Source organism: Bradyrhizobium sp. 63_E2_N1_3, assembly GCF_052076005.1.
GTDB classification, from domain to species: domain Bacteria; phylum Pseudomonadota; class Alphaproteobacteria; order Rhizobiales; family Xanthobacteraceae; genus Bradyrhizobium; species Bradyrhizobium barranii.
This window is the reverse complement of record NZ_CP197235.1, coordinates 8,142,805-8,165,987: the sequence shown is the minus strand read 5'-3', so window position 1 is coordinate 8,165,987 and position 23,183 is coordinate 8,142,805. Positions and strand designations below refer to the sequence as shown.

17 protein-coding genes and 1 tRNA gene are annotated in these 23,183 nt (G+C 65.0%); 7 read left to right on the top strand and 11 right to left on the bottom strand.

The genetic code is table 11. The features are described 5' to 3' along the window. Window position 1: 1 nt before the first annotated feature. Both AB7531_RS38795 and gltB read right to left on the bottom strand, forming a co-directional pair. Window positions 2-1,453, bottom strand: coding sequence for a glutamate synthase subunit beta (locus tag AB7531_RS38795; RefSeq protein ID WP_063985701.1), 1,452 nt, complete (start codon window positions 1,451-1,453; stop codon window positions 2-4). Window positions 1,454-1,616: 163 nt separating this feature from the next. Continuing rightward, the gene (gene gltB / locus AB7531_RS38790; RefSeq protein WP_441280259.1) at window positions 1,617-6,350 is read right to left on the bottom strand and encodes a glutamate synthase large subunit; all 4,734 of its coding nucleotides are present in this window, start codon (window positions 6,348-6,350) and stop codon (window positions 1,617-1,619) included. Window positions 6,351-6,841: 491 nt separating this feature from the next. On the opposite strand from gltB, the gene AB7531_RS38785 reads away from it, so the two are divergent. After that, on the top strand, window positions 6,842-7,612 hold the full coding sequence (locus AB7531_RS38785) for a hypothetical protein (protein WP_231143654.1): 771 nt from the start codon (window positions 6,842-6,844) through the stop codon (window positions 7,610-7,612). 104 nt (window positions 7,613-7,716) lie between these two features. Here AB7531_RS38785 and AB7531_RS38780 read toward each other — a convergent pair whose 3' ends face one another. Further along, window positions 7,717-8,487 carry an alpha/beta fold hydrolase gene (locus AB7531_RS38780; protein WP_063985699.1) on the bottom strand — a complete coding sequence of 257 codons (771 nt, stop codon included), beginning with the start codon at window positions 8,485-8,487 and terminating at the stop codon, window positions 7,717-7,719. Between the two features lie 153 nt (window positions 8,488-8,640). Next, window positions 8,641-9,102 carry an Hsp20 family protein gene (locus AB7531_RS38775; protein WP_063985698.1) on the bottom strand — a complete coding sequence of 154 codons (462 nt, stop codon included), beginning with the start codon at window positions 9,100-9,102 and terminating at the stop codon, window positions 8,641-8,643. A 207-nt stretch (window positions 9,103-9,309) separates the two neighbouring features. On the opposite strand from AB7531_RS38775, the gene AB7531_RS38770 reads away from it, so the two are divergent. Continuing rightward, window positions 9,310-10,257, top strand: coding sequence for an alpha/beta fold hydrolase (locus AB7531_RS38770; RefSeq protein ID WP_028148092.1), 948 nt, complete (start codon window positions 9,310-9,312; stop codon window positions 10,255-10,257). 34 nt (window positions 10,258-10,291) lie between these two features. Here AB7531_RS38770 and AB7531_RS38765 read toward each other — a convergent pair whose 3' ends face one another. Beyond that, window positions 10,292-13,102 carry a di-heme-cytochrome C peroxidase gene (locus tag AB7531_RS38765; protein ID WP_063985697.1) on the bottom strand — a complete coding sequence of 937 codons (2,811 nt, stop codon included), beginning with the start codon at window positions 13,100-13,102 and terminating at the stop codon, window positions 10,292-10,294. A 190-nt stretch (window positions 13,103-13,292) separates the two neighbouring features. Beyond that, window positions 13,293-15,089, bottom strand: a complete 1,797-nt coding sequence (locus tag AB7531_RS38760) for an adenylate/guanylate cyclase domain-containing protein (RefSeq protein WP_063985696.1) — start codon at window positions 15,087-15,089, stop codon at window positions 13,293-13,295. A 214-nt stretch (window positions 15,090-15,303) separates the two neighbouring features. On the opposite strand from AB7531_RS38760, the gene AB7531_RS38755 reads away from it, so the two are divergent. Beyond that, window positions 15,304-15,936, top strand: coding sequence for a LysE family translocator (locus tag AB7531_RS38755; RefSeq protein WP_063985695.1), 633 nt, complete (start codon window positions 15,304-15,306; stop codon window positions 15,934-15,936). Between the two features lie 66 nt (window positions 15,937-16,002). Further along, window positions 16,003-16,413 carry a GFA family protein gene (locus tag AB7531_RS38750; RefSeq protein WP_038935626.1) on the top strand — a complete coding sequence of 137 codons (411 nt, stop codon included), beginning with the start codon at window positions 16,003-16,005 and terminating at the stop codon, window positions 16,411-16,413. Window positions 16,414-16,416: 3 nt separating this feature from the next. Here AB7531_RS38750 and AB7531_RS38745 read toward each other — a convergent pair whose 3' ends face one another. Further along, on the bottom strand, window positions 16,417-17,169 hold the full coding sequence (locus AB7531_RS38745; protein WP_028148087.1) for a sulfite exporter TauE/SafE family protein: 753 nt from the start codon (window positions 17,167-17,169) through the stop codon (window positions 16,417-16,419). A 92-nt stretch (window positions 17,170-17,261) separates the two neighbouring features. Between AB7531_RS38745 and AB7531_RS38740 the strand changes: the two genes are divergently transcribed. Beyond that, window positions 17,262-18,152 carry a LysR substrate-binding domain-containing protein gene (locus tag AB7531_RS38740; RefSeq protein WP_063986722.1) on the top strand — a complete coding sequence of 297 codons (891 nt, stop codon included), beginning with the start codon at window positions 17,262-17,264 and terminating at the stop codon, window positions 18,150-18,152. 220 nt (window positions 18,153-18,372) lie between these two features. Here AB7531_RS38740 and AB7531_RS38735 read toward each other — a convergent pair whose 3' ends face one another. The 3 genes from AB7531_RS38735 to AB7531_RS38725 all read right to left on the bottom strand — a co-directional run bounded on the left by AB7531_RS38735 (window position 18,373) and on the right by AB7531_RS38725 (window position 21,592). Continuing rightward, on the bottom strand, window positions 18,373-19,338 hold the full coding sequence (locus tag AB7531_RS38735; protein WP_441280258.1) for a Bug family tripartite tricarboxylate transporter substrate binding protein: 966 nt from the start codon (window positions 19,336-19,338) through the stop codon (window positions 18,373-18,375). Window positions 19,339-19,371: 33 nt separating this feature from the next. Continuing rightward, window positions 19,372-20,154: a histidinol-phosphatase gene (gene hisN / locus AB7531_RS38730; protein WP_014491808.1), complete on the bottom strand. Its 783-nt coding sequence runs from the start codon at window positions 20,152-20,154 to the stop codon at window positions 19,372-19,374. Between the two features lie 547 nt (window positions 20,155-20,701). Next, entirely contained in the window at window positions 20,702-21,592 is an 891-nt protein-coding gene (locus tag AB7531_RS38725; protein ID WP_014491809.1) for an N-formylglutamate amidohydrolase, read from the bottom strand. A 329-nt stretch (window positions 21,593-21,921) separates the two neighbouring features. Between AB7531_RS38725 and cpdR the strand changes: the two genes are divergently transcribed. Both cpdR and AB7531_RS38715 read left to right on the top strand, forming a co-directional pair. After that, window positions 21,922-22,281: a cell cycle two-component system response regulator CpdR gene (gene cpdR / locus AB7531_RS38720; protein ID WP_007597092.1), complete on the top strand. Its 360-nt coding sequence runs from the start codon at window positions 21,922-21,924 to the stop codon at window positions 22,279-22,281. Between the two features lie 73 nt (window positions 22,282-22,354). After that, a tRNA-Val gene (locus AB7531_RS38715) sits at window positions 22,355-22,429 on the top strand. A gap of 201 nt (window positions 22,430-22,630) precedes the next feature. On the opposite strand, the gene AB7531_RS38710 is transcribed toward AB7531_RS38715, so the two are convergent. Further along, on the bottom strand, window positions 22,631-23,155 hold the full coding sequence (locus AB7531_RS38710) for a DUF4440 domain-containing protein (RefSeq protein WP_084795403.1): 525 nt from the start codon (window positions 23,153-23,155) through the stop codon (window positions 22,631-22,633). Window positions 23,156-23,183 lie beyond the last annotated feature (28 nt).

Genomic DNA, 23,183 nt, shown 5'->3' with positions numbered 1-23,183 from the left:
GTTACCGCGGCAGATCTGTCTTCCCCATCAGGAACGTGTCGATCGACCGCGCACACAGCCGGCCCTCGCGGATCGCCCACACCACCAGCGACTGGCCGCGGCGCATGTCGCCGGCGGTGAACACGTTCGGGCGCGAGGTCTGGTAGTCGAGCGTGTTGGCCTTGACGTTGCCGCGCGGGTCGAGATCGACCGAGAGCAGCTTGAGCAGGCCCTCGTGCACGGGATGCACGAAACCCATCGCGAGCAGGATGAGCTCGGCATCGAGCTCGAACTCGGTGCCGGCAATCGGCTTGAACTTGTCGTCGACGCGCACGCAGTGCAGCTTCTTGACTTGGCCGTTCTCGCCGGAAAACTTCTGCGTCAGCACGGCGTATTCGCGGACCGCGCCTTCGGCCTGGCTGGAGGAGGTGCGCATCTTGAGCGGCCAGTTCGGCCAGGTCAGGCCCTTGTTCTCGCGCTCGGGCGGGGCGGGCATGATCTCGAGCTGGGTGACCGAGAGCGCACCCTGGCGCAGCGAGGTGCCGATGCAGTCCGAGCCGGTGTCGCCGCCGCCGATGACGACGACATGCTTGCCGCCGGCCAGGATCTCCTGGACGCCGCCGAGCGGCTCCTCGGAGACGCGGCGGTTCTGCTGCGGCAGGAAGTCCATGGCGTAGTGGATGCCTTGGAGGTCGCGGCCGGGGATCGGCAGGTCGCGCGGGGCTTCTGCGCCGCCGGTCAGCGCGACGGCATCGTAATCGTTGAGCATCTCGCGCGGGTCGACATTGCCGTCAGCGCCGACATGGCTGTTGTAGTGGAAGGTGACGCCTTCGCCTTCCATCTGCTTGACGCGGCGGTCGATGACGCCCTTCTCCATCTTGAAGTCGGGGATGCCGTAGCGCAGCAGGCCGCCGGCCTTGGCGAACTTCTCGAACAGATGCACGTCGTGGCCGGCGCGCGCGAGCTGCTGCGCGCAGGCCATCCCGGCCGGACCCGAGCCGATCACCGCGACCTTCTTGCCGGTCTTGACGGTCGCCACTTCCGGCTTCAGCCAGCCATTGTCCCAGGCGCGGTCGACGATCGCGCATTCGATGGTCTTGATGGTGACGGGGTTGTCGTCGATGTTGAGCGTGCAGGACGCTTCGCACGGCGCCGGGCAGATGCGCCCCGTGAACTCCGGGAAATTGTTGGTCGAGTGCAGGTTGCGCGAGGCCTCTTCCCAATTGCCCTGATAGACGAGGTCGTTGAAGTCGGGGATCTGGTTGTTGACCGGGCAGCCGGGCGTGCCGGGCGCCACCGAGCCCGTGCCGTGGCAATAGGGGATGCCGCAATTCATGCAGCGCGCGGCCTGATCGCGCGTTTCCTTCTCGGTCAAGGGAACGACGAACTCGTTGAAATGCTTCACGCGCTCGGCGACCGGGGTGTACTTGCGGTCATGCCGTTCGATTTCGAGAAAACCCGTGATCTTGCCCATTAAACCCGAAGTCCCTGCCGCTTAAATTCGTCTTCTCTCTAGCCAGACCCTCATCCTGAGGAGCGGCGCACTGGCGCCGCGTCGCGAAGGATGAAAGGCCCCGCTGGTGACCTCATGGTTCGAGACGCAGCTATCGCGCTCCTCACCATGAGGGCTTATCGCTCTACGCGCCGATCGCGATTTTCGGCTCGGCGTCCGCGTTGGCGGCCATTTCGCGCAGCGCGCGCCGGTATTCGACCGGCATCACCTTGCGGAATTTGGGCAGCCAGTCCTTCCAGTTGGCAAGGATGTCGGCGGCGCGCTTGGAGCCGGTCGCTTTGGCATGGCGCGAGATCAGGACGTGCAGGCGCTCGACGTCGGAGTCGAGCAGGTTCTTGAACACGTCGACCCGGCCGTGCGCCTCGAGGTCACCCGAGTGGTTATAGGTGCCGGCGTTGATCAGCTCTTCCGACAGCACCGGCTCGAGCTCGACCATCGACATGTTGCAAAGCTTGTCGAAGTCGCCGGTCTCGTCGAGCACATAGGCGATGCCGCCGGACATGCCGGCCGCGAAGTTGCGCCCGGTCTTGCCGAGCACGACCACGATGCCGCCGGTCATGTATTCACAGCAATGATCGCCGGCGCCTTCGACGACCGCCACCGCACCCGAGTTGCGCACGGCGAAACGCTCGCCGGCGACGCCGCGGAAGTAGCACTCGCCCTGGATGGCGCCATACATCACCGTGTTGCCGACGATGATGCTCTCTTCCGGCACGATGCCGCTGTTGGCGGGGGGCTTGACGATGATCTTGCCACCCGAGAGGCCCTTGCCGACATAGTCGTTGGCTTCGCCTTCGAGCTCGAAGGTGACGCCTTGCGCCAGCCACGCGCCGAATGCCTGGCCGGCGGTGCCCTTGAGCCCGACATGGATCGTGTCGTGCGGCAGGCCGGCATGACCGTAGATCTTGGCGACCGCGCCCGACAGCATCGCACCCGCCGAGCGGTTGGTGCTGTTGATCCTGGCCTCGATCTTCACCGGCGCGCCGCGGTCGAGCGCAGGCGTCGCCTTCTCGATCAGCGTGCGGTCGAGCACCGCCTCCAGATGATGGTTCTGGCGCTCGGAATGATAGATCTTCTGGCCCTTCTCTTCCTTCTGCTTGACGAAGAGCTTCGAGAAATCGAGGCCCTTGGCCTTCCAGTGCGCGACCAGCCTGGTCTGGTCGAGCAGCTGAACCTGGCCGATCATCTCGTTGAAGGTGCGGAAGCCGAGCGATGCCATGATCTCGCGGACTTCCTCGGCGACGAAGAAGAAGTAGTTGATCACGTGCTCGGGCTGGCCGGTGAAGCGCTTGCGCAGGACGGGGTCCTGGGTCGCGACGCCGACCGGGCAGGTGTTGAGGTGGCACTTGCGCATCATGATGCAGCCGGCCGCGATCAGCGGCGCGGTGGCGAAGCCGAACTCGTCGGCGCCGAGGAGCGCGCCGATCACGACGTCACGGCCGGTGCGGAACCCGCCGTCGACCTGGACCACGATGCGGCTGCGCAGCCGCTCGCGCACCAAGGTCTGGTGGGTCTCGGCAAGGCCGATCTCCCAGGGCGAGCCGGCATGCTTGATCGAGGTCAGCGGCGAAGCGCCGGTGCCGCCCTCGAAGCCCGCGATGGTGACATGGTCGGCGCGCGCCTTGGCAACGCCGGCGGCGACCGTGCCGACGCCGATCTCGGAGACCAGTTTGACCGAGACGTCGCCCGTCGGGTTGACGTTCTTGAGGTCGTAGATGAGCTGCGCCAGATCCTCGATCGAGTAGATGTCGTGATGCGGCGGCGGCGAGATCAGGCCGACGCCCGGCGTCGAGTGACGGACCTTGGCGATGGTCGCGTCGACCTTGTGGCCGGGCAGCTGGCCGCCTTCGCCGGGCTTGGCACCCTGCGCCATCTTGATCTGCATCATGTCGGAGTTGACGAGATACTCCGTGGTGACGCCGAAGCGGCCCGAGGCGACCTGCTTGATCGCCGAACGCATGGAATCGCCGTTCGGCATCGGCTTGAAGCGGTCGGCTTCCTCGCCGCCTTCGCCGGTGTTCGACTTGCCGCCGATCCGGTTCATGGCGATCGCGAGCGTGGTGTGCGCCTCGCGCGAGATCGAGCCGAAGCTCATCGCACCGGTGGCGAAGCGCTTGACGATGTCCTTGGCCGGCTCGACCTGGTCGATCGGGATCGGCTTGCGCTTCTCCTCGTCCGCGTTCTTGATCCGGAACAGGCCGCGCAGCGTCAACAGCCGCTCCGACTGCTCGTTCAGGATCCTGGCGAAGGCGCGGTAGCGTTCCAGCGAATTGCCGCGGGCGGCGTGCTGGAGCAGCCCGACCGACTCCGCGGTCCAGGCATGGTCCTCGCCGCGGCTGCGATAGGCATATTCGCCGCCGACGTCGAGCGCGGTCTTGTAGACCTGCGCCTCGCCGAACGCGTCGGCATGACGGCGCACCGCTTCTTCCGCGATCTCGGCAAGGCCGACGCCCTCGACACGGGTGTGGGTGCCGGCGAAGAACTTGCCGACGAAGTCCGCCTTGAGGCCGACGGCGTCGAAGATCTGCGCGCCGCAATAGGATTGGTAGGTCGAGATGCCCATCTTGGACATCACCTTGAGCAGGCCCTTGCCGATCGACTTGATGTAGCGCTTGACGATCTCGTAGTCGTCGAGCGAGCCGGGCAGGCGGTCCTTCATCGCGATGATGGTTTCGAACGCCAGATAGGGATTGATCGCTTCGGCGCCGTAGCCGGCCAGGCAGGCGAAGTGATGCACTTCGCGCGGCTCGCCGGATTCGACGACGAGGCCGACCGAGGTGCGCAGTCCGACGCGGATCAGATGATGATGCACGGCGGCGCAGGCCAGCAGTGCCGGGATCGGCACCCGGTCGCTGCCGACCATGCGGTCGGACAGGATGATGATGTTGACGCCCTCGCGGACGGCGGCTTCCGCACGCGCGCAAAGCTCGTCGAGCACCTGGTCCATGCCGGCAGCACCGAGACCGGCGTGGAAGGTGGTGTCGAGCGTGCGCGACTTGAAGTGCGACTCGGCGACGTCGGAGATCGAGCGGATCTTCTCGAGATCCGCATCGGTCAGGATCGGCTGGCGCGCTTCGAGGCGCTTGGTGGTGGCGAGGCCTTGCAGGTCGAACAGGTTGGGCCGCGGTCCGATGATGGAGACGAGGCTCATCACCAGCTCCTCGCGGATCGGGTCGATCGGCGGGTTGGTGACCTGCGCGAAGTTCTGCTTGAAGTAGGTGAACAGCGGCTTGGCCTTGTCCGACAGCGCCGAGATCGGCGTGTCGTTGCCCATCGAGCCCGCGGCTTCCTCGCCGGTGGAGGCCATCGGCGTCATCAGGATGGAGATGTCTTCCTGGCTGTAGCCGAACGCCTGCTGGCGATCGAGCAGCGACAGGTTGGAGCGCACGCCGGTGGTCGGCACCTTCGGCAGCTCTTCCAGCACGATCTGGGTCCGCTCCAGCCACTCCTTGTAGGGATGGCTCCGGGCGAGCTCGGCCTTGATCTCGTCGTCCGGGATCAGGCGGCCCTGCTCGAGGTCGACCAGCAGCATCTTGCCGGGCTGCAGCCGCCACTTGGTGATGATCTGGTCCTCGGGGATCGTCAGCACGCCCATCTCGGACGCCATCACGATGCGGTCGTCTTTGGTCACGAGATAGCGCGCCGGCCGCAATCCGTTGCGGTCGAGCGTCGCGCCGATCTGGCGGCCGTCGGTGAAGGCGATTGCGGCGGGGCCGTCCCACGGCTCCATCAGCGCAGCATGATATTCGTAGAAGGCGCGGCGCTTCTCATCCATCAGGGGATTGCCCGCCCACGCCTCCGGAATCATCATCATGACGGCGTGCGGCAGCGAGTAGCCGCCCTGCACCAGGAATTCGAGCGCGTTGTCGAAGCAGGCGGTGTCCGACTGGCCTTCATAGGAGATCGGCCAGAGCCGGTTGATGTCCTTGCCGTAGAGCTCGGAGCTCACGGAAGCCTGGCGCGCCGCCATCCAGTTGGTGTTGCCGCGCAGCGTGTTGATCTCGCCGTTATGCGCGATCATGCGATAGGGATGCGCCAGCGACCACGCCGGGAAGGTGTTGGTCGAGAAGCGCTGATGCACCAGCGCCAGCGCGCTCTCGAAGTCCGCCTCGTGCAGATCGGGATAGTACTTGCCGAGCTGGTCGGCGAGGAACATGCCCTTGTAGATCACGGTGCGGCACGACATCGAGCAGGGGTAATAGCCCGCGAGGCCGCGGTCGCGGCGCTGGTAGATCGCCTGCGAGATCGACTTGCGCAGGATGTACAGCCGGCGCTCGAAATCGTCCTCGGTCTTGGCGGTGCCGTTGCGGCCGATGAACACCTGCATGCAGGCGGGCTCGGTCGGCTTCACGGTGACGCCGAGCGAGGAATTGTCGGTCGGCACGTCGCGCCAGCCGAGCAGGGTCAGGCCCTCTTCCTTGATCTGGTCGGCGATGATGCTCTTGATGACGTTGCGCCAGGCGGTGTCGCGCGGCATGAACAGCGCGCCGATGGCGTATTCGCCCGGAGCCGGCAACGTGAAGCCGAGCTCCCCGGCCTTGCGGCTGAAGAAGGCGTGCGGGATCTGCACCAGGATGCCGGCGCCGTCACCGGCGCGCGGGTCGGCGCCGACGGCGCCGCGATGCTCGAGGTTGCAGAGGATGCTGAGCGCGTCCGCGACGATCTCGTGGGACTTCTTGCCCTCGATGTTGGCGATGAAGCCGACGCCGCAGGAATCCTTCTCCAGGCTCGGATCGTACAGACCTACAGCCGGCGGGCGCGAATTGTGTTCCTGAATCGGATCAGTCGTTTTCGAGGCGACCGTCGCCGACAGTTCTTCTGCCACGATGTTTGCGCGCTCGAATTGCGACCCGGTCATTGTTCCAATCCTCTCCATGCGGCAAGCTGCCTCACCGCTATCTTCGGCGCACCTTGGGCGTTCCGCGGCACCCGCCTCTGGGTCACCGCTCGTCCGCTGCGAGCCGCATTTTCTTAAATTCAGGCCAAGGCGTTCTTCGTCCCCGAGAACGGCTTTGCCTGTTGCCTTCCTGGCGCTCGAAAGCACCGACTTTCGTTGCAATCCGTATGCCGGAACTGCAAGCAAAATTGAGACAGTCTTCCTGTCCTAACCATCACCTTGCCAAATTTTTGTCTATCACACAAGCGCGCGGAAGTCCCGATTCCCAGAGTGTCAATCAGCGCTTTCCGCATGGCACGCGGCCCCGGTTTTGAAGCAAACGCGCCCTGATCCGGCCCTGTAGACGCCGAAATCCCGAATGAAGCTTCGGATCAGCCCTTCGAAAGGCGCGCCACGCCGCAAGAAGCGAAAGAGCGCGAGGTATTCGGGGGCCTGACAGGAGCGTGTCGACCATGAAGTTTTTCACAGGATGTGTGGCCGCTGCCACGCTGGCGCTGGTGGCGACGGCCGCCGAGGCACAAGTTCCGGCCAACGGCGCTGCGCGGGCCGCCTATATCGCGGTCTCGGATTTCGACGGACCCTATGGGCCGCCGGAAGCCGCGCCGCCGCCGCCCCGTTACGGTTACGGCTATGGCTACGAGGAGCGCGGTCCGGCGCCGGCGCTGCTGCCGTCGACCGAGGTCTACGCTGTGCTGCGCGACAACGGCTTCTCGCCGCTCGGCATCCCGCGCCTGCGCGGCGGCGTCTACACCATCGCGGTGATCGACCGCCGCGGCGACGACGGCCGGCTGGCGATCGATGCCCGCGACGGGCGAATTCTGCGCTTCATGCCGGCCGCCGACGCCTTCGGCATGGCGCCCAGCGATGAGGTGCCGACGGTTGCACCTTACCGTCCACAAAGCGCGCTGCCGCCGCCGACCATGGTCCGCAGCGGCCCGCCGCGTCCGCCGGCCTCCATCCCGCATGTCGCCAGCCGCACCGTGCCGCTGCCGAAGGCCGCACCGCGCCGCGGCGAGGCGCCTGTCGCCGCCGCCAAGCCGGCCGCGGCAGCTCCGCAGCAGGCACAAGCGCCGCAGGCACAGCTCACCCAGCAGACCGCCGCCGTGCAAGCAAAGCCCGCCGAAGCCGCACCGCAAACCGCCGCGCCAACCGTCGGTCAGGCCAAGCCGGCTCCGACGATCATGCCGACGCAGGAGATGCCGGCGGCGCAGGGGCTGGACTAGCGCGCTCGCTTGACGCGACTGCGCGCCACGCGCTGGACGGAGACCTGAGCAAAACAAAAGCGCCCGAAGAGCTCGGGCGCTTTTTCATTGCGGCGATCGCGCGCTCAGCTGCGCGGATACCCCGCCGCTTCCAGGATCAGATTCGCCACGTCCTTCGGATGCGACACCAGCGAGAGGTGGCCGGCATCGAGCTCGATCGTGGTTGCGTTCATGCGCTTGGCGAGGAAGCGTTCGAAATCGGGATTGATGGTGCCGTCGTTCTTCGACACCGCGTACCAGCTTGGCTTCGTGTGCCATGCAGCTTCCGTGGTGCGGCCGGCGAAGATCGAGGCGGCCGTCGGCCATTGCACGGCGTAGAGCTCCCTGGCCTGCTCCGGCTTCACGCCATTGGCAAAATACTTCAGGAAGGCGTCTTCCGAGAGCTTTGTGTAGCCGTCGCGTTCGACGATGCCGGCGCGGGCCGGGCCTGCCGGAAACTGCTTCGACAGCGCGACGAAGTCTTCGTTCGCATCGGGCGCGCGTGCGGCGACGTAGACGAGGCCGGTGACCTTCGGGTCGTTGCCGACCTGGCTGATCACGGTGCCGCCCCAGGAATGCGCGACCAGCACGGTCGGGCCATCCTGTTCGGCCAGCGCGCGCTTGGTCGCCTCGACGGAGTCCGCAAGCGACGACAGCGGATTTTGCACGGCGGTGACGTGCAGGCCCGCGGCCTGGAGGATCGGGATCACCTCCGACCAGCTCGATCCGTCGGCCCAGGCGCCGTGCACCAGAACGACGTTCTTGGCTTTCACCGTCTGCGGCGTCTGCGCGTGAGCCAGGCTGATGGGGGCCGCCAGCAAGCTCGCGGCGACGAAAAGGCTGCGCCAAAGTGACATGATCGTGCTCCGTATTGTTTTTGCTGCGATGCCCAAAGGACGGAGCGTGTGGTCGCGGCGTTACATGTCCTCACCGTTCTGTGATGCAATGCAAAACAAAAAAACGCCCCGGGGCACCGGGGCGTTTTCGCAACTTGGCGGCTGTCGGCGTGCTTAGGCGGCGACCGAGCTCTCGATCACCTGCGCCTTCGGCGCGCCCGCGTTGATGGCGATCTGGCGCGGCTTCTTGGCTTCGGGAATCTCGCGCACGAGGTCGACGTGAAGCAGCCCGTTCTCGAGCGAGGCGTCCTTCACCTGCACGAAGTCGGCAAGCTGGAAGGCGCGCTCGAAGGCACGCGCGGCGATGCCGCGGTAGAGCACTTCGGACTTCGAGTTCTCGTTGGCGACTTTCTCGCCCTTGATCGTCAGCGTGTTTTCCTTCGCGACGAGGGAGAGCTCGTCCTTGGCGAAGCCGGACACCGCAACCGTGATGCGGTAGGTGTTCTCGCCGGTACGCTCGATGTTGTAGGGGGGATAACCGGGGCTGCCGTCCGAACCGGCCTGGTCGAGCAGGCTGAAGAGGCGGTCGAAGCCGACGGTGGAACGGTAAAACGGAGTCAGGTCGTAGGTACGCATGGTCTAGTCCTCCATTGAGCGACTGTTGGTAACCCGCCCGCCAATCGGGCCGGGCCTTAGTCTGTGTGCAGCCTAATGTTCCGGTTCCGAAACACTGGTAGCGGCCTGCACCATGGTGATATGGGTTCAGGGGAACGGCGTTCAAGAGGGCGGCAAGTTGCGCCTTTTCGGCGCTCCAGCCCCTTGATTTGCAGCATTTCTCGCCCAATGACGCTGATCTCGATTCCGTCCAATCCCGTTCCCGAAGACGTCGTCAGCGGCACCATCAAGACACCCGATGGCGCCGAGCTGCGCTTTGCGCGCTGGGCGCCGCCGGCGAACCGCAAGGGCACGGTCTGCGTCTTCACCGGACGCAGCGAGCAGATCGAGAAATATTTCGAGACCGTGCGCGACCTGCGCGACCGCGGTTTCGCGGTGGCGATGATCGACTGGCGCGGGCAGGGCCACTCCTCGCGCCGCCTGCGCGATCCGCGCAAGGGCTATGTGCGCGACTTCTCCGATTTCGAGATCGACGTCGAGACCTTCGTGCAGCAGGTGGTGCTGCCGGATTGCCCGCCGCCCTTCTTCGCGCTCGCCCATTCCATGGGCGGCACGGTGATGCTGCGGGTGGCGCACGCGGGCAAGCGCTGGTTCGACCGCATGGTGCTGTCGGCGCCGATGATCGACCTGCCCGGCCGCGCCACCTCGTTTCCGGCGCGGGCGCTGCTGAAGACGATGCGCCTGATGGGGATGGGCGGTCGCTATGTCCCGGGCGGCAGCGACCACATCACCGGGCTCAATCCCTTCATCAACAATCCGCTGACCAGCGATCCCGTGCGCTATGCGCGCAATGCCGCGATCCTGGAGGAGGATCCGACGCTCGGGCTCGCGTCACCGACGGTCGCCTGGGCCGATACCGCCTTCCACGCCATGAACACCTTCAAGGGCAAGAACTACCCTTCCCAGATCCGCCAGCCGATCCTGATGCTGGCGGCCTCCAGCGACACCGTGGTCTCGACCGCGGCGATCGAGGAGTTCGCCTACCACCTGCGCGCCGGCTCCCATCTCGTGATCGCCGGCGCCAAGCACGAGATCCTCCAGGAGCAGGACCGCTACCGCTCCCAGTTCTGGGCCGCCTTCGACGCCTTCGTGCCGGGCACGCCGCTGTTCAAGTGAGGAAGCAGCGGCGGGGCGAGGTAAGAAGACCAGCTCACAGCGTCTTCAGGTACTCGATCAGGTCGTAGCGCTCTTGCTCCTTGAGCACGCGGCCGATGGTGCCGTCCTTGCCGGGGCCCGGCGTGCCATCGAACGAATGGCCGGCATTGCTGTTGCCGAAGGTCTCGGTGCCATCAGACGCTCGCGTCGAGAAGTGCGACTGGCCGGTCTTGCAGCTCTCGCCGTCGACGACCGCGAAGCCGACCTGCTTCGGATCGTAGTCGCGACCACCACCCATGCAGAACGATTTGGGGCGCTCGGCCGCGGGGCTCAGCATCCAGTAGAGCGAGGGCACCGATCCGTTGTGCAGGTAAGGCGCGGTGGCCCAGACGCCGTTGAGCGGGCGCGCGCGATACCAGGGCGGCGGCTCCTTCGCCTCGGCCGGCTGCGGACCGGGATTCGGGCAGTTCTTGCGCTCACCCCACCAGGCCTGCTGAACCTTCGGGTCGATCTTCGCATCGTCCATCGCTTTGCGGCTGACGATGTCGACGAGCACCATCAGCCCGACCGAGTACGGCATGTCGGTCGAGGAAATAGCCGGCAGATTGCAGCTCCACCAGGCATTGAGCTTCTGCGTGGGATCGAGCTCGAGAAAGCCCGGGACCTGAACCGTCCGCGTCTGCAGCACGCTCGCCTGAGCGGGATCGGTCCCCATGCCTTTGACGCTCTTCTGGACCTCGTTCAGGAATTTGTCTTTGCCGATGGTCTCCCAGCGCGACGAGGACCAGATGCTCTGGTCCGGAAACTCGGTGTCGAACACGGGATCGTTGACCGGCCCGAGATGGCATTCGACGCAGATCTGCGCGTAGAGCTTGCGGCCGTTCTTGACGCGCTCACCATCGATCTTCCAGGCATTGTCGCCGAAGATGTCCGACGGCCATTTCGGCGATGTCAGTCCGGAGAGCTGCTTTTTCGGATAGGGCGCCGACCCCTTCAGCAGATCCTCGATCCAGTTCAGATTCTTGATATCCATCGACGAGCGGAACAGCGTGTCCTTGGGGGTATTGTCGGACAGATTGAGCAGCGCCGTCACGCCCAGCGCTTCGCCGGCGTTGCGGATCAGCGGTTGTTCGATGGACGCGTCATATTGCGCGAATTTGAGCCAGGGCACGGTCCAGATCGGCGGGAAGCTGACCGGCGCGTCCTTGGCATGCAGATTCTTTTCGAAGCCGCTGAGGCCGCTGAGCGTCATGTCCTGGGCGAAGACCTGATTGCCGATGCGGTTGAGCGCGTCGAGACGGCCGTATCCTTCCTCGGTGTCCTGCTGCTTCTCTTCCCGCTTCGTCTTCTCGTTGAATCTCGTCTTGCCGTCGATGGTTTTCGCGTAGGTCTTCTCCCAGTCGATCAGGAACGTGCTGATCGTGCGCAGCTTCTGCTTCAGCGCATCGCGATCCGCACCGCTGGCGGAGGGGCCGAGCACACGGTCGGCGAAGCGGGTAAAGCGACCCGGCACGAGGAGCGTGTAGGCGATCGACAGACCCGTCGTGACCTCGAGCTTCCTCAGGTCGGTCATCGCCGGGCCGCCGTCGAAACGGATGTCGATGCCTTTGTAGTGAATCTGGCCGGTGTGGCAGGCGGCGCAGGTCAGGCCGATCCGGTCGTCGCCGACCTGGCCGGTCGCAGGATCGGGTACGCCGGTCATGCGCGCAAAGCCGACGGGCAGGCCGTCGACGTTTTCGGCCTGGGTGCCCCAGTTAACCGGCGGATCCCAAAGTCGCGCCGGCACCGGCTTGGTCTTGTCGTAGACATTGGCGTAGCCGAACCGGCGCAGCGTGGCGTCGTCGGTGTTGATCGTCTGCGGGCTCGGGATGAAGCCGAAGCGCTGGAGATGGTCGCTGTCATGCAGCATCCCGGGCTTTGCGAAGAAATGAAGCCGCGGCTGCTCGAGCGCCATGAACCAGCTGTAGGGCACCGGGAAGGTCGCGGTGCCCTGGCTGGCGTGATGAAACCAGTGCCGGTCCTCCAGCGCCCAGTTTTGCTCGAGCCAGTACGCGGCCTGGGGTTCGACAAGCTTCGGCAATGGCGGCGCCACGAGGTCACCGAGGATGCCGGGCAGCATTGGCTGGAATTGATCCGGAAAGCGCAGCGCCACGACGCCAAAGACGAGCAGCGCGGCGACTAACCCGCCGGCAACGCGCAATATGAGCGAGGGCGGTTTGACCGGCTGGCTGACGACCCGCTGCGTGATCCTCTCAGGGAGTTTGCGCTCGTTGAACAGCGTACGCACGTCGGCGATGGCGAGATAGCGGTTCTCGCCTTCACCCTTGCCCATGATCTTCAGCAGGATGGGCCATTCGAACTGCATCAAGATCCGGTAATACCAGCGCGCAGCGCTCCCGGCGCGCTTGAAGTTGTCGCGCATGTAGGTCTGTATTTCCGACGCGTTGATGCCGGGCTCGGTGCCGCCGCCGTTCGGATCGGTATAGTCCCTGCCGAAGCTGGCCAGGCGGGCGATCTGATCCTCGTTGACCTTGCCGTCGACGCCGAGGATGCGCGAACCGGCGCCGCGCTTGTCCAGGGGGCCGCCGCGCAGCGCATCGAGCTGTGCGCCCGAAAAGATGCTCTTCAGGATGTGACCGAAGCCGTTGGCGATCAGTGCGATGCCGCGGGTCTCGACACGGGCCACCGTCTTCATCAGCCCCTTGTCGCCGCTCGCATTCGCGATCGTCTGCGATAGCTTGCCGATCGGGACGGTCCCGCCGTCGACGAAACCTTCGCCAACGAGGCCGCGCAGGAAAGGGCAGGGATTGTCTGGCGAGACCTGGATCGAGGGATCGAAGGGAGGCTTCGAGGCGGGGTCGTTCATGGCCCAAAATCCTGAAAACAGCGAATCGTGAAATGAAGACGCGCCGATAGAGCGCGGAAAGTCCTAACAAACCGACAGCAACTTATACTACTTCAGCGTGTAAAGAAGTGTGGCTGAATTCACGGTCCTGTCAATAAAAGCCGGCCCGAGGTTGCGAGGGGACGGGGGCGGGACCGAGAAGGCCTGCCTGTCAGGACTCGGCCGCGCGTTTGACGTCGCTTTGCACCAGGGTCAGCTTGCTGAGCGGCACGCCCGCGTTCAGAAGCCCCTCACGGTAATGGGCGAGGTCCTCGGGCCGCTTCCAGTGGAAATTGCGCAAGTGACGATCGACATTCAGCGTCGGGTAGTTGCGCATCAGCACGCCGACGGCCTCGCCCGCCTCATCGTCCCGACCCAACTGTGCCAGCGCCGCGGCACGGATCGCCAGCGCCTGCATGTGGTTCGGGTTGATGTAGAGCTGCTCGCGGGCCCAGGACAGGGTCGCGTCGTATTGCCCCAGCAGATAATGGCTGAAGGCGTTCAGCGCGGCCCATTGGTAGCGCGGGTCGCTGTTGTCGCGCTGCGCGGCCATCGAGAACAGCTCGATCGCCTCGCGGTGCTCGCCGATGACGAAATGGCAGATGCCGAGCACGCCGCGTGCGCCGTTGTCGTAGGGGTTGAGCGCGACCGCGCGCTTGGCGGCGTCCATCGCGGCCTCGTAATGCGCCTCCATGGCATGCGCCCAGGACAAGATCGAGAAGGCGAAGGAGGAGCGCGGGTCGAGCCGGACGCTGGTCTCGGCGAGGGCCATCGCCTCGGCCCACATCTCGCGTGTGCCCTTGACCCACCCGAACTGGATGCTCTGGATCTGGATCGTGGCGAGATAGGCGTGCGCGATCGACAGTTTGGGGTCGAGGCTGATGGCTTCGCGGAACAGGTCGACGGCGGTGGCCAGGTCCTCCTTGGTCTGCCGGTAGTAGTGCGACAGCCCCTTGAGGAAGCGGTCCCAGGCGGTCACGTCGGTGGAGAGCCGCGCCGGCGCCGAGGCCTCCGCCCGGACGATCTCGGTGGCGATGGCGGCGGACAGATTGGTGGTGATCTCGTCCTGCATCGCGAACAGTTCGCCGATGTCGCGGTCGTAGCGGCCGGTCCAGAGCTGCTCGCCGGTCTCCGGCGCGACCAGCTCGGCGGTGACGCGGATCTTGGCTCCGGCGCGCCGCACCGAGCCCTGGATCAGATAGGTGGCATCGATCTCGCGCGCGATCAGGCGGGTGCTGGTGTTCTTGCCCTTGAACGCGAAGGTCGAGTTGCGGCTCAGCACGCGATAGAAGGATTGCAGCGACAGCGCGTGGATCAGATCCTCGGTGAGGCCGTCGGAGAAATATTCGTCCTGGGCGTCGCTGAGATTGGCGAAGGGCAGCACACCGACGATCGCTGTGCGGTACTGCTGCGACAGCACCGACGCCTCCCGGAGCTCGGGCGCGAGCGCTGGCGCACCCTCGGGCATCCAGGTCCAGACCCCGATCGGGTCCTTGATGTTCTTGAAGCGATGGTTGCCGGCATCGACCAGCAGCGCGGTCAGGTGCTTGCTCGCCTCCCGGTAGGCCTTGGCCGAGATGGCGAAGCCGCCGGGGCTCGCCACCGCTTCGAGGCGGACGGCAATGTTGACGTCGTCACCGAATACCTCGTCCTCGTCGGCGATGACGTCGCCCATGTGGATGCCGAGGCGAAACTGCATGGCGCGCTCGGCAGGCAGGTGATGGTTGCGCTCCGCCATCAGCGTCTGCATCGCGATCGCGGCCTCGACGGCGCCGACGATGCTCGGGAACTCCAGCAGGAAGCCGTCGCCGGTGTTTTTGACGACGCGGCCGCCATGGTTGAGGATGATGGGATGGATCGCGCTGCGATGGGCCTTAAAGGCGGCATGGGTGCCGGCCTCGTCGCTGCCCATCATGCGCGAATAGCCGGCGACATCGGCGCAGACGATGGCGGCCAGACGTCTTTCCATAGCCCGGAGCTCCAAGGGATCGATGACCGGCCCCCGCGTGGCAGTCGCCTCGAATCCCGCATTTCCAAGAACACTGCCTTTATAGAGCAGATAAGGCCGAGCGAAAGCATGATCCGCATTGCAAATTTGAGGTAAATTCTCCGCAATCCTGGCGGTGGACGGCGGCGGCCGAACCGAATAAGCCCGCCTTTCAAGGCTGACGGGGGCACCTCACATGCTGGGCATTCACGAGATCTGGCTCTTCATCCTGTCGGGCATATTGCTCAACATCACGCCTGGCCCGGACTCGGTCTACGTGATCGGCCGCAGCATGCAGATGGGCTGGCGGGGCGGCGCCGCGGCCGCGCTCGGCATCAGTTTCGGCTGCTTTTTCCACGTTGCGGGCGCGGCAATCGGCCTTTCGGCCCTGCTGATGGCCTCATCGACCGCCTTCTCGATCCTGAAGCTGGTCGGCGCGGCCTATCTCGTCGTGACGGGACTTCAGATGCTGTGGTCGCGCCCGGCGCTGGCCGCAGCCATCGACGAGCCGGAGCGGAGCCCGCTGCGGCGGGTCTTCCTCCAGGGCGTCTTCACCAACGCGCTCAATCCCAAGGTCGCGCTGTTCTTCCTGGCCTTCCTGCCGCAATTCGTCGCAGCCGATTCTCCGCACAAGCCGCTCGCCTTCCTGACGCTCGGCCTGATCTTCATCTTTACGGGGACGCTGTGGTGCCTGGTGCTGGCGGCGTTCGCGGCAAGGGCGGCCCACCGGCTGCGCAAGTCTGAGGGCGCGATCGCCTGGGTCAACCGCGCGCTCGGCAGCCTCTTCATCTATCTCGGCATCCGCGTCGCCATGCTGGAGACGCGATAACTCATTCGGACGGATGACTGGTCCGGCATGCAGTCGGCCCGATAGAGGCCGCGCGGGGAGGTTTCGATGGTTGGTGGAAGCTGCCTATGCGGCGCCGTGCGTTTCGAGATCGATCAGGTGCGTGCGCTGACGCATTGCCATTGCGCCAATTGCCGCAAGCTGACCGGTGCCGCCTTCGCCACCTACGCCCATGTCGATGCCGACAAGTTTCGCTTTGTTGCCGGCGAGGACATGACGGTGGCTTACGAATCCGCGCCGGGGAGCTTCCGCCATCGCTGCAAGACCTGCGGCTGCCTGACGCCGGGCAAGGCGAGTTATCTGCCGACCGTCAGCATTCCCGCCGGCCTGCTCGATGACGATCCCGATGTCAGGCCCCGCCTCCACGTCTTCACCTCGTCGCGCGCACCATGGTGGACGATCCAGGACGATCTGCCCCAGCACGAAAAATGGGTGCCTGGCTACGAACCCAAATCGTAGGCCTCAGGCGAACTCCTTCAGCAGCGCGCTGCCCGCGAGATAAACGCCGAGCAGGATCATCGCGATCAGGAACCAGCGGCGAAACGCTTCCGCCGGCATCCGCGCCCGCACCGACTGGCCGACGAACATGCCGGCGAAGGCCATGGCCATGCCCACGGCGCCCGGCACTGCGTTCGCCGGCGTCAGCAATCCGCCGGCGGTGAGATTGAAGGCGAGCGCCAGCGTCGCCGTTGTGAAGAACACGCCGAGCGCCTGCACCAGTTCGTCCTTCTCCATGCCGATCGCCTGCATGAACGGCATCGAGGGGATCACCTGCACGCCTGTCGAGGCCGAGATCACGCCGGTGATCACGCCGACCACGCCGCCGACCCATTTCTCGTTCTGCGGCGCGACGTGGAACTTGAATTTGCTGAGCCCGATGATCGCGTAGATCACGAGCAGGATTCCGAGCACGATCGTGCCGTAACGGGCATGCGGGCCGGTCAGCGCGCCGGCATTGAGCCAGCATCCGATCACGGTGCCGATCATCAGCGGCCAGAGCCGCCTCAGGATGTCGCGCAGATAGGGGCCGGCGAAGGTCTGCCAGATATTGGTGACGATGGCGGGCACGATCACGATGGCGATCGCGCGGCTCGGCGCCATGTTCACCGCGAGCAGGCCCATGGACACGGTCGGCAGGCCGAGCCCGACCACGCCCTTGACGAATCCGGCGATCAGGAAGACGGCGGCGATGAGGATGAGGAGCGGGTCAATCATATCTTGCACATTGACCGAAGCCGCGCGCCGGCACAATCTGGAGGTTACGGAGACAGCCTTCGTTCTTGGCGGAGGCTGAGGAGAATCCGGCCATGCGCTTCGACCTCGTTGACCTCCAGCTCTTCATCGCGGTTGCCGACCAGCGCAGCATCACCCGCGGCGCCGAGCGATCAAATCTCGCCTTGGCCTCTGCCAGCGCGCGCATAAAGGGGCTCGAGGACGCGCTCGGCGTCGCGCTGCTCAAGCGCGGGCGGCGCGGTGTCGAGCTGACTGCGGCGGGCGAGAGCCTGCTCGATCATGCACGGGTCGTGATGCACCAGGTCGACGCCATGCGCGGCGATCTCGCCGGCTTTGCCAGCGGCGTGCGCGCGAGCGTGCATTTTCTCGTCAACACCTCGGGGCTGTCGGAGCATCTGCCGAAGGCGCTGGCGGGCTTCCTGCGCGAGCATCGCGACGTCGCCATCGACATCGAGGAGCGCGAGAGCACCGATATCGCGGCAGCAATCACCGCCGGTGCCGCCGATCTCGGCTTTGCCGCCGAGCACGCGCTGCCCGACCATATCGAGCGTTTCGTCTTCAGCGAGGACCACCTGACATTGGTGACGTCCAGGCGCGGTCCGTTCGCCGGCCGCCGCCAGATCGATTTCCAGGAGGCGCGGGATTGTGATTTCGTCGGGCTGACCAGCGCCACTGCGCTCCAGATGCACATTTCGAAGCACGCCGCCCGGCTCGGCATGCGTCCGCATTACCGTGCGCGTCTGCGCGATTTCGATGCGATCTGCCAGATGGTCGCCGCTGACGTCGGCATCGCCCTGGTGCCGATATCCGCCGCCCGCCGCTGCGCCAAGCTGATGCCGCTGGCCATGGTCCGCCTGCGCGATGCTTTCGCCAACCGCAAGCTCGTGATCTGCGCCCGCAGCTTCAAGGCGCTGCCAAGGCCGGCCAAGATGCTGGTGGAGCATTTGCGGGCGGCGGCGGTGTAAGAGGCCTGTTGATGTGAGCCTGCGCTGCGGCTGTGCGCACAACTGCGCTCCCTCCCCCCTTGCGGGGGAGGGCGGGGGAGAGGGGTGGCCCAGGAAAAGGTATCGCTGTCGCGAAGAAGAGAGATCGATGGAGTCCCCGTGTGGACCCCTCTCCCTAACCCTCCCCCGCAAGGGGGGGAACGCACCTACCTCGTGGCGGCGTCACGACTCAAGCCGTTGATCACTTCGCCGTCTCGACGCCGGCGTCCTTGATCACCTTCGCCCACTTCGCGGTCTTGTCCGCGATGAAGCTGCGAAAATGCTCCGGCTCGTCGCCGATCAGCGTCGCGCCTTGGGCGGCGAGCTTTTCCTTGACGGCCGGATCCGCCATGGCCTTCGTCGCCAGGCCATGCAGCGCGGTGACGATCTCCTTCGGCGTGCCCTTCGGCGCCACCATGCCGTACCAGTTCTCGATGCGAAGATCAGCAAAGCCCGCTTCCGCGGTGGTCGGCACGTCGGGCGCGGTCGCGGAGCGCTCGGCCGAGCCGACCGCGATCGGCTTCAACGCGCCCGCCTTGACCTGCGGCAGCAGCACCGGAAGATCCAGGAAGGTCATCTGCACCTGCTGGCCCAGGAGATCGTTCACCGCGGGAGCAGCGCCACGATAGGGCACGTGTACGATGTCGATCTTGGCCGTCAGCTTGAACAGCTCACCGGCGAGGTGCGGCAGGCTGCCGGGGCCGGAGGAGGCGAAGTTGAGCTTTCCGGGCTGCGCCTTGGCGAGCGCGATCAGCTCGCCGATGTCCTTTGCGGGCACGTTGGTGGCAACGACAAGCATTTCCGGCACGGTCGCAACCAGCGTCACCGGCGTGAGGTCGCTCGAGGTGTCGTAGGCGACCCGCTCCATGCTCGGGCTGATCGCGAGCGCGCCGGCCGAGGAGATGGCGATGGTGTAGCCGTCAGGCGCGGCCTTCGAGACCGCGTCGGTGCCGAGCACGCCGCCCTGGCCGCCGCGATTGTCGATCAGCACCGGCTGCCCTGACAGCTCCGACATGCGCTGGCCGATCACGCGGGCAATGATGTCGTTGGGCCCGCCGGCCGGGAACGGCACGATCAGCTTGATCGGTTTTGCGGGGAAATTCTGCGCGGAGGCGAGGGCGGGAAACAGGAGCAGGAATGCGAGGAGGAGCTTAGGCCAGTTGTTCATGCAGGCTCTTTTCATGCACGCTCCTTGGGGCGCTTATCCGTTGAGCAGTTTCAGTGCTTCTTCGTGAACTCTAGCGTCGCCGGCCGCGATGATGCGGCCGCCGCCCTGGGCCGGCTTGCCTTCCCAGGTGGTGACGACGCCGCCGGCGCCGGTCACGATCGGGATCAGGGCTGCGATGTCGTAAGGCTTCAGCTCGGTCTCGACCACGAGATCGACGTGACCGGCCGCCAGCATGCAATAGGAGTAGCAGTCGCCGCCATAGCGCGACAGCCGCGCGCCCTGTTCGATGCGGCTGAAAATGGCGCGGTCGCGTTCGTTCATCAGCAGCGGGCTGGTGGTATAGCTCGTTGCTTCCGACAGCGAGGCGCAGCGGCGGACCTGAAGCCGGCGCTCGCCGGACGGGCCCTTATAGGTGGCCGAGCCGTTGTCGCCGGAGAAGCGCTCGCCGATGAAGGGCTGGTGCATCATGCCGTACACCGGCGCGCCCTTGTGCAGCAGCGCGATCAGCGTGCCCCAGATCGGAAAGCCGCCGATGAAGGATTTCGTGCCGTCGATGGGGTCGAGCACCCAGACATAATCGGCGTCCTCGCGCTCATTGCCGAATTCTTCGCCGACGATGCCGTGCTGGGGGAAGCTCGCCTTGATCAGCCGGCGCATCACCGCCTCCGCGGCGCGGTCGGCCTCCGTCACGGGGTCGAAATCCTTGGTCTTGCTCTTGTCGTCGATTGACAGCGAGGTGCGGAAGAACGGCAGGATGGTTTCGCCGGAGGCGGTGGCGAGCCGTCCGATGAAGGCTGAGAAGTCGATCACCGTCACGGCGCATCCTCAAAACGAAAGTCGGGTGAAGCTCGCTCCTGCCTAGCTCAATTCGCTTCTCGCGTGCAGCGCTGAGTTGGTTTGCTCCCTGGTATTTTGGATGCCGCAACCGGCTGCCCCGTCCCAGTCATATGCTGGCCAAATATCGATCATATAGTTGAAAACTTAGTTCCGAGTATGCCTCGTTCGTATGCAAACGGTTATCAACCCATTGAATTTCCTTATCAAAGAAACTGAATCTGGGTTTCGCTATAAGCAATTGAGCCATGTGCATATTGCATGGGAAACGGCTCAAAAGCCCTTGCACTTTGTGCGTCGCGGCCGCATATTGTTGCGGTGCGGTAGCGCTCTGCGTTACCGCTGCCCTCCTTGGGCGTTTCCTCCCTAGACTTGGGCCGCTTCTTCATCAGAAGCGGCCCTTTTTTCTTTGAGCCTCGATCTTCACTTCGAGCGCGCGAAAACGCGAAGCGAAGATTCGGCGCACGATACGCTGGCAGCTTGATCTGATGTTTGATCGGCGACGCGATCGCGCGGCGACGGCTCGCGTCTATTCAGCCGCGGCCTGGAACGGGCCGAGATCGCCGAACGGGATCGTCGTCGCCAGCACGTCGGCGAGCACGCCGAAGTCGCTTGCCACTTGCGCAAAGCGCGGACTGCGCTCGCGCCGCCGCTCGTCCATGTAGATCGCGCGGTTGAGCTCGAGCTGCACCGCGTGCAGGCCGCTTGCGGGGTTGCCGTAATGCTCGGTGATGAAGCCGCCGGCATAGGGCTTGTTGCGGCCGATCGAATAGCCGAGCCCGCCCATGGTCTCCTCGACCCTGTCCGGAAGCAGCGGTGTGCAGCTCGTGCCGTAGCGGTCGCCGATCACGATGTCGGGCCGCCGCGGCTCGTCCCTGCTGACGCCGACCGAGGGCATCGAGTGGCAATCGACCAGCACCACGGTGCCGAACATCTGGTGCACCTTGTTGATCAGCCGGCGCAGCGCGCGATGATAGGGCTTGTAGAGCGTCTCGATCCGCGCCAGCGCATCGTCGACCAGGATGCGTTCGCGATAGATCTCCTGGCCGTCGCCGACCACGCGCGGGATGGTGCCTAACCCGCCGGCGACCCGCATCGAGCGGGTATTGGCAAAGCTCGGCAGCCGTCCGGTGAACATGCGGGGATCGAGCTCATAGGGCTCGCGATTGACGTCAACATAGGAGCGGGGAAAGTTGACCCGCACGGTCGGAAAGCCGCGCTCGCTCAAATGGCCGATCAGCTCGTCCATGAAGGAATCTTCGGACCGCCGCAGCGTCGTCAGGTCGATCCTGGAGGCGCTGAGGAATTCGTCCGGATAGGTCGAGCCGGAATGGGGCGAGTTGAAGATGACAGGCGCGCGCCATTGCGCGGGCTCCACGATCTCGAAGGCGGGCGACACGTCGCCGTCAAACCGGGTCATCTTCTCAGGCTTCGTCCCTTCGCGCCGCGGGATCCGGGTCTCGGATCGAATTGATTCGGCCGGTGGAGCGGCTCTTATGTGTCGTCATTGTCTGGAATCGCAACCATTCTGCCAAGCGAAAAGATGTGATCTGCGCTGGAACATGTCTTAACCGTGTGGGCAGGGAAGCGGGGATGCGCCGGCGCGGCTCGATTGATTCGTGCCGCATTCGGGTTCACAAGGGACCGGCAGCGCAGCCAGCCCAGGGTAAAGATTTTCACCCCAAATTTACCCTCTGTCGGGCTTAGTAACCTCTGCTGATATCCTCTGGGGATTTGACGTTTCCTGCCATGCCCAAAATCCTGCTCGCCGAAGACGACAACGACATGCGCCGTTTCCTGGTCAAGGCGCTGGAAAACGCTGGTTTTCAGGTCTCGTCCCATGACAACGGCATGGCCGCCTATCAGCGGCTCCGGGAAGAGCCGTTCGAGATGCTGCTGACCGACATCGTGATGCCGGAGATGGACGGTATCGAGCTCGCCCGCCGGGCCTCGGAACTCGACCCCGACATCAAGATCATGTTCATCACCGGCTTCGCCGCGGTCGCCCTGAACTCGGATTCGGACGCCCCCAAGAACGCCAAGGTGCTGTCCAAGCCCGTGCATCTGCGCGAATTGGTCAGCGAAGTGAACAAGATGCTGGCGGCCTAAATCGGCCCCCTTCGGTCCTTGCACCGGCTCCCCTGAGCCGTTATAGGGACCCGACCCGATCTAGAGACATCTAGGGCGCGTAGCTCAGCGGGAGAGCACTACCTTGACATGGTAGGGGTCACAGGTTCGATCCCTGTCGCGCCCACCATCCTTCGCTCGCGATAGCGAGAGAAGGATGCCACGCCGAAGCCCAAAGGGCACAGGCGGGCTGCCCGCCGCGAGCTTCGGCCAGGCAAGCCCAAACAATCCGCGATTGCGAAGCGTGCGTGTAGCCCGGATGGAGCGAAGCGCAATCCGGGATTTGCCCCGGTTCTGCAGCGAGCCACGCCCCGACAATACTCGATCGCAGCTATTTCAGTTCCGTGTTCGCGACCGGCAGGACGGAGGCGACGGACCAGCCGTTCGCATCCCGCACGTAGGTCTGGCTGATCAGAAACGTATTCTGTTGGGCTGGCTTGCCGGGAAGGCCGCGCGTGAAGACGATGGGAACGAGGACCTGCATGACCTCGTTCGAGATCACGGCGACGTGGAATTTCGACATGTCGGGTTCGAGGTGCCAGGTGCCCTCGTAGTAGCCCTTGAAGCGGTCCGCGACCGCATCACGGCCTCTCGTTTCGATGCCTCTCGCAAACAACAGCACGCCGGGCGAATTCCACAGCATGGCCTTCACATCGTCCGCGTTGTGCGCATTCTGCGCGGCAATGAATTTTTCGAAGATGGTTCGCGCCTGCGCATCATCTGCCGCGGCCAGCGCCGGCCCGGCCGACCAGGCTGTCGCGGCGAGAAACAGCGTTGCGGCAATTGCCGCAAGATGACCGCGCCGTACAAACGGTCGTAGCCTGATGGAGCCGCGAGACATCTTGGAAGGGGGCATGATCATCTCTCTTTTGGATGACAATGAT

Coding starts and splice junctions, on each gene's coding strand:
- AB7531_RS38795 (WP_063985701.1), bottom strand. CDS start 1,453: ATGGGCAAGATCACGGGTTTTCTCGAAATCGAACGGCATGACCGCAAG.
- AB7531_RS38780 (WP_063985699.1), bottom strand. CDS start 8,487: ATGTCACTTTGGCGCAGCCTTTTCGTCGCCGCGAGCTTGCTGGCGGCC.
- AB7531_RS38740 (WP_063986722.1), top strand. CDS start 17,262: ATGCGCTTCGACCTCGTTGACCTCCAGCTCTTCATCGCGGTTGCCGAC.
- AB7531_RS38710 (WP_084795403.1), bottom strand. CDS start 23,155: ATGCCCCCTTCCAAGATGTCTCGCGGCTCCATCAGGCTACGACCGTTT.
- AB7531_RS38735 (WP_441280258.1), bottom strand. CDS start 19,338: ATGAACAACTGGCCTAAGCTCCTCCTCGCATTCCTGCTCCTGTTTCCC.
- AB7531_RS38770 (WP_028148092.1), top strand. CDS start 9,310: ATGACGCTGATCTCGATTCCGTCCAATCCCGTTCCCGAAGACGTCGTC.
- AB7531_RS38765 (WP_063985697.1), bottom strand. CDS start 13,102: ATGAACGACCCCGCCTCGAAGCCTCCCTTCGATCCCTCGATCCAGGTC.
- cpdR (WP_007597092.1), top strand. CDS start 21,922: ATGCCCAAAATCCTGCTCGCCGAAGACGACAACGACATGCGCCGTTTC.
- AB7531_RS38745 (WP_028148087.1), bottom strand. CDS start 17,169: ATGATTGACCCGCTCCTCATCCTCATCGCCGCCGTCTTCCTGATCGCC.
- gltB (WP_441280259.1), bottom strand. CDS start 6,350: ATGACCGGGTCGCAATTCGAGCGCGCAAACATCGTGGCAGAAGAACTG.
- AB7531_RS38750 (WP_038935626.1), top strand. CDS start 16,003: ATGGTTGGTGGAAGCTGCCTATGCGGCGCCGTGCGTTTCGAGATCGAT.
- AB7531_RS38785 (WP_231143654.1), top strand. CDS start 6,842: ATGAAGTTTTTCACAGGATGTGTGGCCGCTGCCACGCTGGCGCTGGTG.
- AB7531_RS38725 (WP_014491809.1), bottom strand. CDS start 21,592: ATGACCCGGTTTGACGGCGACGTGTCGCCCGCCTTCGAGATCGTGGAG.
- AB7531_RS38775 (WP_063985698.1), bottom strand. CDS start 9,102: ATGCGTACCTACGACCTGACTCCGTTTTACCGTTCCACCGTCGGCTTC.
- AB7531_RS38760 (WP_063985696.1), bottom strand. CDS start 15,089: ATGGAAAGACGTCTGGCCGCCATCGTCTGCGCCGATGTCGCCGGCTAT.
- AB7531_RS38755 (WP_063985695.1), top strand. CDS start 15,304: ATGCTGGGCATTCACGAGATCTGGCTCTTCATCCTGTCGGGCATATTG.